Origin of the sequence: Pseudomonas sp. PDM19 (assembly GCF_014852215.1) — a bacterium.
Classification (GTDB): domain Bacteria; phylum Pseudomonadota; class Gammaproteobacteria; order Pseudomonadales; family Pseudomonadaceae; genus Pseudomonas.
Map to the genome: position 1 here is coordinate 1,708,201 of NZ_JACVBG010000001.1, position 14,275 is coordinate 1,722,475.

Sequence of the window (14,275 nt, forward strand, 5' to 3'; positions counted from 1 at the left end):
GCAATCGATTTAGTTGTGTGCGTACCTAAAGGGGAGTTTCGTCCCTTAGGCGTCGATGCCCGCTAGCCATAGAACGGCCCGGCCGGCACGTCATAATAGAACTGAGCGCGATTGGCCTTGAGCTGCGCCTGAAGGTCGTCAAACACCTCCTTGGGCAGACCGCCAGGATTGCTTTGAGTCTTGACCATCAGCGGAGCAACTGCGCTGATGATCGCGGCCTTGGACACACGGTCCTCGCCGTGGCGGGCAATGTAGTGGATAACCTCTCCGCCGCCGGTGGAGTGGCCCACATGCGCCGCCCCCTGGGTACCAAGATGATTGACACTACCGCGGCCACGTCGTCAGCGTAGTGGTCCATGTCATGCCCGTCCCACACCAGGCTCGATCGCACATGTCCGCGACGATCGTGAGTAACGACTCGGAAGCCATTCGCGACGAAGAACAACATCTGGGCGTCCCAGTCGTCGGCACTGAGCGGCCAGCCATGATGGAAGTGAATGACCGGTGCGCTCCACGGGCCCCAACCCTTATAGAAGATCTCGACACCGTCTTTGGTCGTGACGTATCCCATGTTCGTCTCTCCGGATTATGTGTAGATCGATGCCCGGCGCCTGCAGACGTGCAGTTGCAGGGGACGCTGTTTCATCCGTCGGCCGGAACGAGAAGCGAGAATCACCCCGGACTGACTCTGCAGCGATTTTTCGAACCGGGCGCCACGTCGCCTCATCTCTTCCTCGGCGTCGTAAGGCGCCTGTTTGGCAACTCCCGCCAGGATTTCTTCCATCCAGGTAAAGCCGGTCACGCGTCGCCCTACAACGAGCAACGAACCGTCAGAGAGCCGAGTGTTCAAAAGGCCGCAGTAGCCATGGCACACGGAGTCAACGATCCCCCCGCTCTCATACACCTCGCGGGTGAGTCGCCGCAGTCCCTCATCATCCGGAAAGTCGTACATCACGGCATGACAGCCCGTGAAGTAGATCGCATCAAAATCCTTGCCGTGTAGCTCACCTGGCGAGGCGGTGTCCGAGAGCAATGCCATGCTGGCAGGGGCAGCCAGCCAGCGTTTAGTGGATGCGTCGGCGTTCGGCCATTTGAGAGAGCGCGGCTCTAGAGGTATTGCCCCGCCCTTCGGGCTCACCAACCGCTGCTCGTAACCCTGGGCAGCAAAGAGGTCATAAGCGTGGGATAGCTCTGACAGCCATAAGCCGGTTGGCTCGTCGGGATGGTCGAAGTGAGCCACATTGGAGACGACATGAAGAATGCAACGAGGCATGGCGGTCTACCTTTCAAGCGGATTCGGGCTGGATTCTGCAAAGAGCTGCGAGAGCCCTTGGCGATAAGTGGTCACCTTGAACTCCGGGAAGCGCCGCTTGAATTTCGTTGAGTCGAACAGGTTGTCGCGCTCATTGCGCGGCAGCAGCTCCCGGAGTTCACGGACCTGCCGGGATATGATGCCCGCCGCCATCAACGTCCACTTGCCGAGCAATCGATACGAGGGCTCGTGCCCGCAGAGCTCGAATGCCAGCGCAACAAACTGCCTGTAGGTTAGGCGATCATCGTCGCAGGGCAGGTGCCAGGTTTTCCCGAACGCGTCCGCTGCGTTACCCAGGGCCGCCAGCACACGGCTCGCATCGGGAGTCCAGATCAGCGTGCGCCTGGTGTCGTCCCGCACCGGCACACGCGGCGTCTGGCCAGACTTGATCTTGTCGATGATCAACCTGTTGGTGATGCTCTGCGTCTTGTCGGGACCATAGAACTCCGGGGCCCGGCCAATGACGACGGGAATCTCGCCGCGCGCCATCTCCTGCAAAACCCATCGCCGCCCGCACTCTGCCCTTGCGCCCGACTGGCTCGAATACCGAACCCTCGGTCAGCAAGCGATCATCCTGGGGGGACATGTAGGTGTTGTCGAAATAGACGAATTTGGCCTTTGCCGCTCGGGTCGCCTCTAGCGAGTTCCTGAGTATCGTTGGAAACTGCTCTTCCCACAGCCGCGTATCCGGCGGCAGCCCCGCAGTGAAGTAGACGATGCTGCTGCCCTCCACCGCCCTGGCTGCCTGGGCTGCATCGAGCAGGTTGGCCGACACCAGGGAGTCGGAGTTGTTGACCTTCCCGGGGCTACGGCTCACAAGGCGCTAGTCTGTCGTATAGGTGCGGCTCAGCTCCCGCGCCAGTTCCACCGCAATCTGACCGGTGACGCCCAGAATGGTTTGCATGCAATCTCCTCAATGGGACCTTGGGCCTGCAGTTCTTATTCGCGCGGCAGAATGGTCTGCAGCGGTGTCGGCGCATACAACGCACTCTGGAACTGCGGCACGTACTCGTACTTCAACATCGAACCCAGTTTCAGCGACTTGATGTAGGTCGACAGGCTGCCATCGCTCAGGGTCAGCCTGACGGCATCCGCACTAGTCGAGGAGGCGTGGCGCTGCTGCCGTGAAACCGCATAGCCGTAGCTGAGCTCTGACTTGTGATCGAGGTTGATGAAGCTGTTGGTCACCAATTCATCGTCCTGCGACAGATCGGCAAGCTTTTCCGTTTCCAGCGTCACGTCGGCCTTCCCGGTCTGGCTGTCGCTGATGGTAACGACCACCGACTTTTCGGTTTCGCGATAGTCGATGAGGGCCAACCATTTGGGCAGGTTGTAGCCGACTACCCCTCGCACTCTGGCCAGCTCCGTGTTGACCGGCAGCTTCAACACATATCCCCACATGTCCTTGCTCATCGACTGTCTGACCAGGCTGATGGGCCCCAGGTTGCGGCTTCCGGGTTTGTTGGTAACGATAGATAAGGCGATTTCGTTGTAACTGTCGTTATCGCAGTAGTGATAGGCATAGGCAGTCAGGGCAACCACCCCTCGCCCCGGCCAGATCTGCAGTGGCTGCACCTGCTCCAGTACCTTGGCGGGCATCAGCTCCCTCAGCCTGTCCAGATCAGCAGTGAAAACCGCCGTGACCCGACTGTTGCTGTAGTAGAAATTCGGGGAATAGGACTCGAAGCCCATGTCCACCTTGGTCTTCGTCAGGCTTTTGAACCAGCTCAGGTCGATTTCCGGAGCTTCCTGGGCAATCACCGAGAGCGGTGGATTGGAGTGGTACCGATCGTACAACCCTCCTGCCACAACGGGGATCACTTGTCCGGCAATCGTCGTGGAGGCTTGGGCGGTAGCTGGAGGGCTTGGCTCCGAAGCCCAGGAAGGCAGAACGAAAGCGCCAAGAAGAAAACCGCAAGCGAGGGCAGGTAAAACAGGTTTCATATCGAAGGTCTCCGCGTCTTGGGCTGCTCCGCTATGGGAGGCAGCATCTCCACCAACTCAGTTGGCGGTGTCTGTGCGGAACCCTAAGTTTGAAGTTAGCTTCAAGGTCAAGGAGCCTTCCGGCTTATTCGCTGAACAGTGAAGGGCGATAAGTACACTGAATGTCGCCTCGCTAGGGGGCTGGTGATGAGGCGCAGCAAACCTACCGAGAAGCGAGCTTCGTAGTATTGAAGGGGCGTTCGTCCGCTTTGGTAGCTGCCGGTGATCATGGTTCGTCTAACCAGAACGCCCCCAAATCCCTATTACCTTGAAATCCCCCATGGCTTACCCAGTGGGCTCCGTAGCCCCCCGACGACTGCGCGCGCAAGGCAGTCAATCAACTGGGAATGCTGCACCGTCAGCCGGCTCGCAATTCGGCCTCGAAGTCGGCTATCAACTCAGTAAGGTCACAACCCATCACTCTACATAGATCTCGAATCTGAATGATGTCTAAGCGGCGTACCCCCCGCTCCACATCACTCATGAAGGACTGAGGTCGCCCCAGAGCGCTGGAGCAGGCTTCCTGAGTTAGGCCCGCCTCTAATCGGCGTCGCTTCAAGACAGCGAGGAACGCGCCGTACTCCTCTCGGTAAATCGCTTTGGTCATAGGGTGCTGGCCTTCAAGAGTCAGCGCAGCAACCTATATCTGGTTTTCAAATATCTGATTTTCAGATATTTTCTCCATGCCTTCATGCATGGCCCGCTCCCTACCGGCATCGAGCAAGCAGCACATGGGCTTTTGCAACAACGGTCAAAAAGAGAAGAAAATTGGTAAAGTACTTTTACTCGGAATGTTCAATAGAACAATTCGGCCCAGAATTAGACGCAAGAAAAATAAAGACAGCAATTGCAAGCGCTACAATAAATGGCAGAAAAGCAAAAAGAGTATCTCTCAGCAGAGAGCTACTCAATTATTTTCAAGGTCCAGGAAAGGGAAGACAACATAAAGTCTGGTTTATCGCAAAAAATAAAAAATCTCAAATCTCCATAGTAGCGGTAGAAAATGAAAACGGTGAAATAAGCCACCCTAACACCGGGGGAAGCAAGGGCGCCATATTTCTATATAGCATCTGCGCATGGATTGGCGCATGGACATTTTCATGGCCTATCATGAATGCATTATTCTCTCGCGGAGACGAGGACAAAGCAGCGTTCCTATTTGGAACAGCGTGTGGAGTTTTCACACTAGCCCTGTTAATTAGACTCTTAACAAAAATCAAAGACTTTAAGGGATGGCCAAAAGGAGAAATTGACAATTTCACGATTGAAGAAAAGCCACTTTTCTCACCTAATAAAAAATCCATTCATAAAGACAGATAATAATAGAAAACCGACCCAAAAATCCTGACACCTCAATTACCCCATCGATCACAAGGGCTCATATCTCTGGATAAGAGCCCTCTTCAATTATGAAAAAAACAACCGCCTATGATCAGGGGTGGTTGGATACAGACGAACCATGGTCAGCCTCCAACTCCCGCCTGGAAAATCATCGAATACTACAGCCCAACACCAGCGCAATGAGAATTATCAAGATAATCTTGAGTGATAGGAAATATACATCAAAGGTCCTATTGAACACCGCTGCCCATTCCTTCCCTTTTTCGCCCCCGTAAAAACTCTTATAGAAAGGACATCTACTTGGAATTTCCCATACTGAAACGTGCTCTGATTGTCTCCACCATATCTATAACCCTGGTTGGCTGCGCAGGCGCACCGCTCGGACTCGATATGGGTCAAAAACCCATGGCCGGAACCTGGAAAGGTGACTTCGTATGCCCGCCGTCCCGTATGAGCATGCAGTCCTTCACCCTTACCCTTCAAGATGGCGGAATTCCGGGCGCGGTTAACGGCATCGTTGAGAACCATCTAGTGTGGGCTGGCCAACCGCAATACCTTAAGTACACCGTGGTCGGTTCCAACGTCGCTGGTCACGTAGTCCTCAAGCCCAAGCAATTGAACAAGCGCAGCCGTGACGACTTCGAGATGGGTTACCTAGAAGGCGACCTAGCAGATGCCGACACCATCCATTTCAAAGTCTGCGGCCGTGAGCACACACTGACGCGCCTATCCGCGCCAAAGCAGACTGTACAGCGCTGATAACTCGACTGCTTTCTCTAGGGGCCTATGGCCCCTAGTTGATGTTGCTAAGAGCATCGATCGTCGGCTGCTTCGGGAGGACCGCAACCGGCCAGAAGCGGACGTTGAACACAGCACATTTATAGCGCTTGTGCTTCACTCGCCAACTGGTCACCGCTTCTCGCCTGTCGGTAAAGAGATGTCCAACTTAACCCGAGTCATCTTGCTGCTTCTCGCGTGCGTCATTGGAGGCTCTTTCGCACTCCTCGGCGTAACGTTCACTTTTGCTGTCGAGCCACAATCCTCACGAATCGCCATTGCTGCCTGGTTGGCGATAGGCGTCGCGTTCAGCTTTCCTGCTTGGCTTCCGGCCGTTGTCCCAGCTCGTTTGAACCGGCTGCATGTCTCGGTGCGGCGTGTTTGTGCGATCTTGCTGTGTTTCCCCGCTCAATTGTTTGCATCCACCGTCGTCAACCAACTCGGTCGAATGCATAGTCACCAGGAAAGCAATCCAGCCATTCTCGCTGAGGGGATGGCTCTGACGTTGGCCTGCCTGTTGGCACTGGCCTTACTTTTGAAAAGTGATGTTTTGCGCTTCATTTCCTGGTGGCGAAAGCCAAAGCTAGCGCGCTGACTGTCGTCGATAGGTGGGGCTGCTATGGGTCGGTAGCTGGCGCCGGTAGCGAGTAAAGGCCCCTAAGGCACTAGGGGCCGATGAGGGCGATTCGGGCCCCGCTTTACCACTATCTACGAGGATTTCCCCTGGTTGGTTGTTGTTTCGTCGTTCGCCTGAAAACCCGTAATTACGCAGTCTCCACGCGATCGATACGCCAACCTGGGCCATGAATTCCGCAACCGCGCTCCTTGTCTACAGCCCAGTGACTGAAACCAGCCGGAATCGGAAATTCACTTTGGTGATGGCAGCGTGCGGTGAAGCCTGGTTGCTGCAGCTCATCGCCAGATGCGCCGCGATTTTTACGTCGCAGACACCTAGAACGCATACTCAGCCCCCACGCTCAGGCTGCGTCCATTACCGCTGAGGAAGGTCGGCTGGCTGGCGTCGGCACGGTTGCGGATCACGTAGCTGCTGGCATAGGTCTTGTCTGCCAGGTTGTCGCCCTGCACATAGACGCTCAGCCCTTCGCGCGCCTTGTAGCTGGCCTTCAGGCCCCAGAGCGCGTAGGAGTCCTGATAGTTGTTGCGGGTGTTGGCGTGGTCGGTCGGCGTGTCCTGCGGCAGCCAGCGCAGGTTCGGCCCGATGCTCCACGGCCCGCGCCGGTAGAGCAGCTCGGCCGACCACAGCTGACGCGGCACGCCGGCGATCTGGTTGCCCTGGAACTCACCACCGCGGAAGCGGAAGTCACTGAAGGTCCATGCCACCCGATAGGCCAGGTCACCGCCGATGCTCGCTGCCGTCGGCAGCATGCCGTTGATCCCGGCCTCAACGCCGCGGTGGCGGGTACGCGAGCCGTAGTTGTAGGTACCCACCTTCACCCCGTAGGCATCGCTGGTGGAGATCAGTTCGTCTTCCACGTCGCTCTGGTACAGCGTCAGGCTCCAGTCGGTCTGGGCGATTCGACCGGTGCCACCAATCTCGTACGTGGTGGCGCGCTGCACGTCGAGGTTGACCAGCTGCGCTTGTGCCGCCGCGGGAGCCGCGGGAGAAACTTCGGCGGAAACGATTTCCCAGAATGTCGGCGCCTCGTGGCTGCGGCTGATGTTGGCGTACCAGCGCAGGTCGGGGCTGGGCGTCCAGTTCAGGCCGATCTTCGGCGTGGCGAAGTTCCAGCCCTGGTCGAGATGACCGGCGCCATCACGCGAGTCCGCATCACGGCGGACATCGCTCCACTTCACCTCGGTGACCAGGGTCCAGTCTGGCGCCAGGTGCCAGTCCAGGCCGAGCAGCAGATCGAGGTTGGACGCCTCCAGGTCGAAGTTGCCGAAGCGCTGCATGCGGCTGCCGTTCTGCGGGTTGTTGGCGTACAGCTCGCGGGTCATGTCGCTGTAGGCCCAGCTGACGCCCAGGCGATAGTCGAAGAGGCGCTGCTCGCCTTCGAGCTGCCATTGCGCGCCGAGCGTGTCGCTGTCGGTCAGGGTGTGGCTGAGCGGATCGGTGAAGTCGTCCTGGGTGTTCTGCCCGTAGATTCCGAAGCTCTGCTGCCAGCCCGCGCCGCTCCACTGCGTACGGTTGGCCAGGCGCAGTTGCTGGGTGTCGCGGTGCGGGTCGCGCTTGTAGACGTTGAGCAGGCGGTCCTGCGCGGTGTTGCCGTCACCCAGCACGCTGCGTGGATCGTCCTTCAGACGCGCCTTGGTGATGACGTTGGGGATCTCGAAGGTCAGGTCGCTATAGGACAGGTAGCTGCGGTTCTGCACACCGTTGCCCAGGTCCAGGCCGAAGTTGCTCTGCACCACGGTGCGATGGGAAGCGGAGTGATGACGATAGCCGTCGTACTCGTCATGGCTGATGCTCACCCGCGCATCGTGCCCGCCTCCATCCAGCCCGGCGGCGGCCTGCAGGCCCTGGCGGCCGAAGCTGCCGGCCTCCAGTCGGACGCGTCCGGCTTCGTCGGCGCCGGTCAGTGAATTGAATTCCAGCTCGCCGCCCAGCGCGGTCGCACCGGGACTGCCGGCGTTAGCACCGCGACGCGCGCTGATCCACGAAGCGTTGCGTGGTTCCAGCAGGCCGATGATGAAGGAACCATCGGCCTCGTTGAGCGGCAGGCCGTCCTGCAGCAACAGCACGCCGCGGTTGACCGGATTGCTCTGGATGCCCGAGCCGCGAATGTTCAGGCGCGGCTGGTCGGTGCCGCCGAAGAAGTCCTGGATCACCAGGCCGGGCTGGTAGTCCAGCGCGTCGCGCAGGGTCGCCAGCCGCGTCTCCCGCTGTGGCTCGACGAGGTTGGTGCCGCCGGGTACACGGTCCAGGCGCTGGCGTTCGGCCTGCGCCGACACGCTGACCGGCGCGGGGCTTTTCTCGCTGATCTGCATCGGCTCCAGCTCGAGGCGATCTTCCGCCACCGCCGCCAGGGGCAGCAGGCCGAGGGCCAGCAGGGGAAATGAGAGTTTCGAAGGGAAGTGGCGTTTGGGGGACAAGCAACGACTCATGACAAGCTCCGTCTGCACGAAATCTGGCTTACCAGCTCAGGTAGAACATGCCCTTGGCCAGCAGCACGATGCCGACCATGTGGCTGAAGACACTCAGGTGAATCCGGCGGAAATACGTCGAGTTCATGCGCCCGCTGTAGAGCAGGAGCATGGCGGTGAAGAAGTGCCCGAGTACGCTCAGGGCAAGGAGGATCTTCAGGCTCAGCAAGGTGCCGAAGGAGGACGCCAGCGGGTCTGCCAGCAGCGGCAGGTAGCGCGTCCAGACCATGCCCAGGCCGGCACTGAACAGCACCAGCAACACCCAGGGCATCAGCCGCCGCGCACGCTTGCCGATGCCCTGCTCCACCTGGCGCATTACCGCAGCCGGCACGTGCTTGCGCACGCTCTCGAAGATCAGCACCTCGAAGAACACCGTGCCGATGAACATCAGCGCGGCGAACAGGTGCAGGGTCAGCAGGATCGGATAGATCATGGCGCGGGTATCTCTAGGGCCAGCAGGGTCTGATGAAGGACCGCCGCCGCTTGATCGGCGGTGTGTCCACTGAGGTCGAATGGACGAAGCGAGCCGTCGTTGACCAGCACGAAGCGCTCGACGAGGCCGACCAGCTCGCCGGGGTGGTGGCTGACGCACAGCAGCGCCGCACCAGAACTGGCCAACCAGTCGCGGCAGAGATCAAGCAGCGATTCGCGCAGCGCCGGGTCCAGCGCGCTGAATGGCTCGTCGAGCAGCAGCAGGTCCGGCTCGACCGAGAAAGCGCGCGCCAGGGCAACACGCTGGGCCATGCCGCCGGACAGCTGATTCGGCCAGGCACCCTCATGCCCGGCGAGGCCGACGCGCTCCAGCCAATGGCTGGCCAGCCGACGCGCCGTTGCACGGTCGTGGCCGATGGCGCGCAGAGGGATTTCCAGGTTCTCCGCAACCCGGCACCAGGGCAGCAGACGCGGCTCCTGGAAGGCCAGTACGGGATGGCGGAATCCGTTGTCTGCCTGCCCCCGATGGGGCCTCAGCAGGCCGGCCGCCAGGCGCAACAGGCTGCTCTTGCCGGCGCCGCTGGGCCCGAGAATGCCAACCCGCTCACCGGGTAGCAGGCGCAGGGAAGCGTCGGCGAGTACGTGCCGTTCGCCCAGCCGCAGATCGACTCCATACCACTCAAGCATGGGCGGCCTCCTGCCAACGGCCCATGCGCCGCTGCAGCGGCTGCAGCAGGAGGAACTCCAGTGCAGCGACCAGCAGCAGGATCAGCAGCGTCCAGGCATACAGCCCGGCGCTGTCGAACGTGCTACGCGCGTTAGCCAGCGCGAAACCGGCTCCACTTTCCGCGCCAAGCACTTCAGCCATCACCACCAGACGCACACCGCCGCAGGTGGCGATCAACAGTGCCGCTCCAAGCGGCGCGGTCAGTGAAGGGATGTAGAGCCGCCGCAACTTCTGCCAGGGACTGAAGCGGTAGACCCGCGCCATCTCCAGCAGGCCACGGTCGACCATCTGCATGCCCTTGACGGTGTTCACGTACATGCCCGGCGCCAGCATGAGAACGCTGATCAGCACCACCATGGCCGAGCCGAGCCCGACCCAGAGCATCGCCAGCACCACGACCACCACTGGCGGCACCGACATCAGCAGCCAGCGCAACGGCTCCAGCAGGCCACGTACACGAGCGTCCAGCCCGGCCAGCAAGCCCAGACAGAAGCCCAGCAGGCAACCCAGGCCAACGCCCAGGACAATGCGCAGCAGACTGGTGCCGGCATGAAGACGGAAGTCGGCCTCGAAAGGCAGGCGGGCCATGGCTTGCAGCGTCTGCCAGGGAGTTGCCATGAGCAGCGAGCCCAGGCGTATCGCCAGCAGTTGCCAGCCCACCAGCAACAGGGCGCCACCCAGCACAGCCCAGCGTCGGGAAGTCATTCGGCTCATCTCACGGCCCATAGAAGCTGGCAGGCGGCATGGAGCCACCGATGGCCTGCGGATGGCGTTCGGTGATCAGGCCGAACAGCGCCTCCAGTGGCCCGCGCGCGGCGCTGGCGGCAACACTGTCCAGGCGCGTGACGCGGATGGACTCCTCTACCGCCTCCACCGGCAGGTGCGGCAAGTGCCGATGCACCAGTTCCGCGCAGTCCCGCGGCTGCGCACTGCACCAGCGGGCGGACTCGGCGTAGGCAGCCTCCACAGCGCGCGCCAACTCGCCGTCCTCGGCGCGCTGCGGGCTGCTCATCAGTCCTGCCTGAGGCAGTTCAGGCTGCCGAGGGAAGGCCTGCTTCCAGGCGCTCTCCAGACTTTGCACGCGGTAGAGCGGCGCCCCACCCTCGCTGCGGTTGCGCCAAAGCAGCAGGGACACCGCCGGCTCCACCAGCAGGGCGTGATCGGCTCGACCTGCCAACAGCAGTGCCTGGGCGTCCTGGCCGTCGCGGACCGGGCGCAGCGTCAGGTCCTTGCCCGGCTCCAGGCCATCGCTGCGCAATAGCTCATCGATCAGGATCGCCGGCAGGTCGCGCTGGAAAGGCAGCACCACGTCCTTGCCGGCCAGGTCGGCGAAGCTCTTCACCTGTGGGTCGCGGCTCACCAGCCAGATGATTCCCCACACCGAGACATTGAGCAGCCGCACGGGTTGCCCTCGCCCCGCCATCAGCGCCGGCAGGTTCACCGGGGCGGCGCTGTAGTCGAGTTCGTTCTTGGCCAGCAGCACGCGCAACTGATCGGGGTTCTGCCAGAGCCGGAATTCGACGCGCTCGGCGTACTCCGCCAGGGCGTTGGTTTCCACCATGTGCAGCAGCGGGAAGCTGACCACCGCGCCGGGGCCACCCAACCGCAACACCTTTTCCCGGGCCATGCCGCCGAGTGAAGTCAGACAGGTGCAGGCGACCAGTGCAAGTGAAAGGAAGAGGCGCGGAATCCTCCGATTGATTGATATGCGAATAAGTCTTATCTTCATTCGCAAATCATTGCAGCCTGCACGCTCATCACGAATGACAAATGTTAAGTTCGCGCCAGATCGCGGTGAATGCCAGCGGTTGCTCGGTGCCGTCCCTCAGTTCGCCGACCTGCCGGACGCCCTCATGGCCGGATTGTGTGAATCGGCGACCCTGCTACGCGCCGAGACCGGCAGGCTGCTGTTTCGCGAAGGCGATCCCGCCGAGCATTTCCTGCTGGTACGGCATGGCTGTGTGGAAATGCTGCGCTTCACCTGCGATGGCGAGGAGCGCGTCTTCCACCTGTTCCGCGAAGGCCAGTTGATCGCCGAAGCGGCGATGTTCATGCCCCACGGCCGCTACCCGATGAACGCCCGCAGCCAGGACAGCGGAGAATTCTTCCGACTGAGCCGCATCGCACTGCGCAAGGCCTGCGAGGGCCATCCGCCGCTGGCCATGCGCATGCTGGAAAATCTCAGCCTGCGCCTCTACCGCCAGGTCAACGAGGTCGACTGGCTGACGGCGAGTTCCGCCTCCCAGCGTCTGGCCGCCTATCTGCTCGGCCTGCACCGTCGCCAGGGCGAGTGTCTCAATCTGCCGATCAGCCAACGCCAACTCGCCACGCACCTGGGCATTCGTCCTGAATCCCTGAGTCGGCTGCTCTCCGACTGGCAGCACGCGGGGCGCATCCAGGGCCGGCTCCGGCAATGGCTGCTATGCGATCTCACTTACCTGCAGGAGTTGGCCAGCCCGGCGGTGCGTTCTTTCTGAGATGGCCGCCCATCGGCCTGCAGCAGGCATCTAGCCCTAACAACAACTTGAGACCCCGCTATGGGTCGGTAGCTGTCCTTGACCAGCGTAGGCAAACGGCCTTGAACAGCCAATGGGTCTGCCCATCGTTGCTTAGCAAGCCTTCCCATACGCCATTTCCGTCGGTGGCTTAGCAGCTTGTGAAATGGAAATGAACACCTTGATGGACTATTGCTGATATCTGGACTCGGGACGACCGGGGTTGACATGCACCTAATAACGGACAGGTCAGGCCCGATCAGCTACGTCCACCCGACAGGGGCTAAGACGCTCATTGAACTTGAGTGGGGCGCCCCTGGCGATCTAGTGCCACGCGAAGTGCAGGTGAGCGTTTCTGACCAGATTGTTTGCTCAGCCACAGGGCCATGGGAGTGCTTTGCTGATGCAAGGCGCCATGGGATCGAAATGGCGACTCACTGGTGTGAGCGCCACTAATCACGGGGAGGCTGCGATGCCATTGGACTACTCTACTCAACAATTGCGGGTGACCTTCGCTGAGCTGGCGTTTCACAGTGAATCGATCGCAATGGTTCTTGACCAGGCGATACAAGAGTTGCCGGCGGGTTACGCGGCGAATATTGCCGACGTGATAGCCCTGCTGAAGGATGACGCCGACAAGCTCCGGACGCTGGCTGAGCGAACCCAAGGCGGCAGCATTCGGGTATTGGATTGAATAGCGCGGAGAAGCAGCAGATTACTGCGCTGCGCACTACTTCATTCAACAACGCCTCGGTAGCCGATCGGTTGAATGCGCCCGCCCTTCGGGTGCCTGAGGTTAGGACTGAGTTGCGCGCAATGGCCAGTCAGCAGGAGCAAGATGCCGACCCCCTGGAGGGGTTCGTCCAGGAGATCCATGAGGGGCGGATTGTCAAGCCTCCGTAGGGGGGGGGCCAGCCGCCAGAGACGGACATATTACCCGCGCGGCCCTTGCCGTGGATGACTTCACGTTCTGAGCGGACATGCCCGCCCGTCCGAAGTCTCGGCGGGCGGGCGCCATCCGTAACGACAGCTTTACACCTGCCTTCGATCCTGCCGGCCGTGGCAACAACAGGCCGCGCCCCAGGCGTGTGCACGCTTGGCTATTGCAGGGGGACGCCGTTATGCAGGAATGCTCATTGACAGTCGTACGCCGCTTAAGTGTGATGGCCTTTCGTTCAGGCAAATGGCATTGCTGGCCGACTGTGTGTGCGTTGTGTCCTGCAATGCCGCGATGACGAAACTTTGGCGATCCCGACTCGCTTACGAAAGTTTTCTCGTTTCATCGACACAGGAGATGCCGGCGATGTTGAACCAGGCAGCCCGGAACACCCAGGACGTCGAATTCGACGAGCAATTCCTCCTCGCCTTCGAGATCCAGGTCCTGCAGAAGGCCCTGCCGGCCTTCGAAGAGGCCTCGCGCTTCGCCCGCGACCGAGGCCTGCGCTGTAGCGTGGAACTGATCACCAACGCTGACGGCCACCCCGAACTCAGCCTTAGCGCTACTCAGCGCGATGACCTTCCGGACAGTTGCTACCGACTGATCGCCGACCCGGCCGCCCAGGGCATAGTCCACGAGGAGTTCACCGCGGTGAACCGCCGCACGCGCCGCCAGGGCGCGCGTCTGGCGACGCTGACCTCGCGCTCGCTGGAGCTGCAGCTGGAAGCCTTCTTCATGCACGCCTTTGGCATGCGGCTGGACTACAACGTGCTGCGCCTGGACTACTCTTACGAGCATGCTTCTGGGCTATAGGCCTTTTCCGACGCCGCCGGTCGTCGGTTCGGCCGGCGGCGGAACGAGCGTTCCGTCGGACAGTTCCTGCAAAGGATGATTTATGGCAACGATGAACGCGTCGAAGTCGCTATTATTCGCGCCCTGTGCGCCACCTCGTGCGTGTTTCCTCGTTGTCGCTTCGCCATGAATGAATTCCTCGTGCATTTTCAGGACGGTCACTGCCTGGGCAAGACCGTGCTGCGCTCGTTTTCCCGTCAGATGACCCTCTCCGAAGCGCGCGTGCGCCTGCAGGCCTGCTACCCGCTGCGCGTTCCGCACCTGCTGAACATCCTGCACCTGACGCCGATGCTGCCCGGCCGCTGATCCGCCCC

General features: G+C 60.7%; 16 protein-coding genes and 1 pseudogene. 7 read left to right on the plus strand and 10 right to left on the minus strand.

Features of this window, described 5'->3' with window-relative positions; translation table 11 throughout:
- Positions 1 to 65: 65 nt before the first annotated feature.
- From IB273_RS07535 to IB273_RS07555, 5 genes and pseudogenes are all read right to left on the minus strand, one after another.
- A pseudogene (locus tag IB273_RS07535) lies at positions 66 to 571 on the minus strand (alpha/beta fold hydrolase); the annotation flags it as partial.
- 15 nt (positions 572 to 586) lie between these two features.
- Complete coding sequence (locus IB273_RS07540) at positions 587 to 1,273, minus strand: type 1 glutamine amidotransferase domain-containing protein (protein WP_192223701.1); 687 nt, start codon at positions 1,271 to 1,273, stop codon at positions 587 to 589.
- A 6-nt stretch (positions 1,274 to 1,279) separates the two neighbouring features.
- On the minus strand, positions 1,280 to 1,801 hold the full coding sequence (locus IB273_RS31395) for a hypothetical protein (RefSeq protein ID WP_225610095.1): 522 nt from the start codon (positions 1,799 to 1,801) through the stop codon (positions 1,280 to 1,282).
- Between the two features lie 450 nt (positions 1,802 to 2,251).
- The gene (locus IB273_RS07550) at positions 2,252 to 3,256 is read right to left on the minus strand and encodes an acetoacetate decarboxylase family protein (RefSeq protein ID WP_192223702.1); all 1,005 of its coding nucleotides are present in this window, start codon (positions 3,254 to 3,256) and stop codon (positions 2,252 to 2,254) included.
- Between the two features lie 397 nt (positions 3,257 to 3,653).
- Positions 3,654 to 3,902: a helix-turn-helix domain-containing protein gene (locus tag IB273_RS07555; protein WP_192223703.1), complete on the minus strand. Its 249-nt coding sequence runs from the start codon at positions 3,900 to 3,902 to the stop codon at positions 3,654 to 3,656.
- A gap of 161 nt (positions 3,903 to 4,063) precedes the next feature.
- Here IB273_RS07555 and IB273_RS07560 point away from each other — a divergent pair, with 161 nt between their 5' ends.
- The 3 genes from IB273_RS07560 (at position 4,064) to IB273_RS07570 (ending at position 6,008) form a co-directional block, all read left to right on the plus strand.
- A complete protein-coding gene (locus tag IB273_RS07560; RefSeq protein ID WP_192223704.1) occupies positions 4,064 to 4,615 on the plus strand; it encodes a hypothetical protein in 552 nt (183 codons plus the stop codon).
- A 321-nt stretch (positions 4,616 to 4,936) separates the two neighbouring features.
- A complete protein-coding gene (locus IB273_RS07565) occupies positions 4,937 to 5,395 on the plus strand; it encodes a hypothetical protein (protein WP_192223705.1) in 459 nt (152 codons plus the stop codon).
- Between the two features lie 178 nt (positions 5,396 to 5,573).
- A complete protein-coding gene (locus tag IB273_RS07570) occupies positions 5,574 to 6,008 on the plus strand; it encodes a hypothetical protein (RefSeq protein ID WP_192223706.1) in 435 nt (144 codons plus the stop codon).
- A gap of 356 nt (positions 6,009 to 6,364) precedes the next feature.
- On the opposite strand, the gene IB273_RS07575 is transcribed toward IB273_RS07570, so the two are convergent.
- Genes IB273_RS07575 through IB273_RS07595 form a run of 5 tightly spaced genes read right to left on the minus strand, consistent with a single transcriptional unit; the run spans position 6,365 to position 11,289 of the window.
- Entirely contained in the window at positions 6,365 to 8,479 is a 2,115-nt protein-coding gene (locus IB273_RS07575) for a TonB-dependent receptor family protein (RefSeq protein WP_151187399.1), read from the minus strand.
- Positions 8,480 to 8,507: 28 nt separating this feature from the next.
- Entirely contained in the window at positions 8,508 to 8,951 is a 444-nt protein-coding gene (locus tag IB273_RS07580; protein WP_151187400.1) for a CopD family copper resistance protein, read from the minus strand.
- The gene (locus tag IB273_RS07585) at positions 8,948 to 9,637 is read right to left on the minus strand and encodes an ATP-binding cassette domain-containing protein (protein WP_151187401.1); all 690 of its coding nucleotides are present in this window, start codon (positions 9,635 to 9,637) and stop codon (positions 8,948 to 8,950) included. The genes IB273_RS07580 and IB273_RS07585 overlap by 4 nt, the downstream gene beginning before the upstream one ends.
- Complete coding sequence (locus IB273_RS07590; RefSeq protein WP_151187402.1) at positions 9,630 to 10,382, minus strand: ABC transporter permease; 753 nt, start codon at positions 10,380 to 10,382, stop codon at positions 9,630 to 9,632. Before IB273_RS07590 ends, IB273_RS07585 begins: the two co-directional genes overlap by 8 nt.
- Before the next feature lie 10 nt (positions 10,383 to 10,392).
- Positions 10,393 to 11,289 carry an ABC transporter substrate-binding protein gene (locus IB273_RS07595; protein WP_231709032.1) on the minus strand — a complete coding sequence of 299 codons (897 nt, stop codon included), beginning with the start codon at positions 11,287 to 11,289 and terminating at the stop codon, positions 10,393 to 10,395.
- A 241-nt stretch (positions 11,290 to 11,530) separates the two neighbouring features.
- On the opposite strand from IB273_RS07595, the gene IB273_RS07600 reads away from it, so the two are divergent.
- The 4 genes from IB273_RS07600 (at position 11,531) to IB273_RS07615 (ending at position 14,267) form a co-directional block, all read left to right on the plus strand.
- On the plus strand, positions 11,531 to 12,154 hold the full coding sequence (locus IB273_RS07600) for a Crp/Fnr family transcriptional regulator (protein WP_225610096.1): 624 nt from the start codon (positions 11,531 to 11,533) through the stop codon (positions 12,152 to 12,154).
- A gap of 490 nt (positions 12,155 to 12,644) precedes the next feature.
- A complete protein-coding gene (locus IB273_RS07605; RefSeq protein ID WP_138216975.1) occupies positions 12,645 to 12,866 on the plus strand; it encodes a hypothetical protein in 222 nt (73 codons plus the stop codon).
- A 609-nt stretch (positions 12,867 to 13,475) separates the two neighbouring features.
- Positions 13,476 to 13,922, plus strand: coding sequence for a hypothetical protein (locus tag IB273_RS07610; protein ID WP_081518247.1), 447 nt, complete (start codon positions 13,476 to 13,478; stop codon positions 13,920 to 13,922).
- Positions 13,923 to 14,087: 165 nt separating this feature from the next.
- Complete coding sequence (locus IB273_RS07615) at positions 14,088 to 14,267, plus strand: hypothetical protein (RefSeq protein ID WP_024762799.1); 180 nt, start codon at positions 14,088 to 14,090, stop codon at positions 14,265 to 14,267.
- Positions 14,268 to 14,275: the final 8 nt, after the last annotated feature.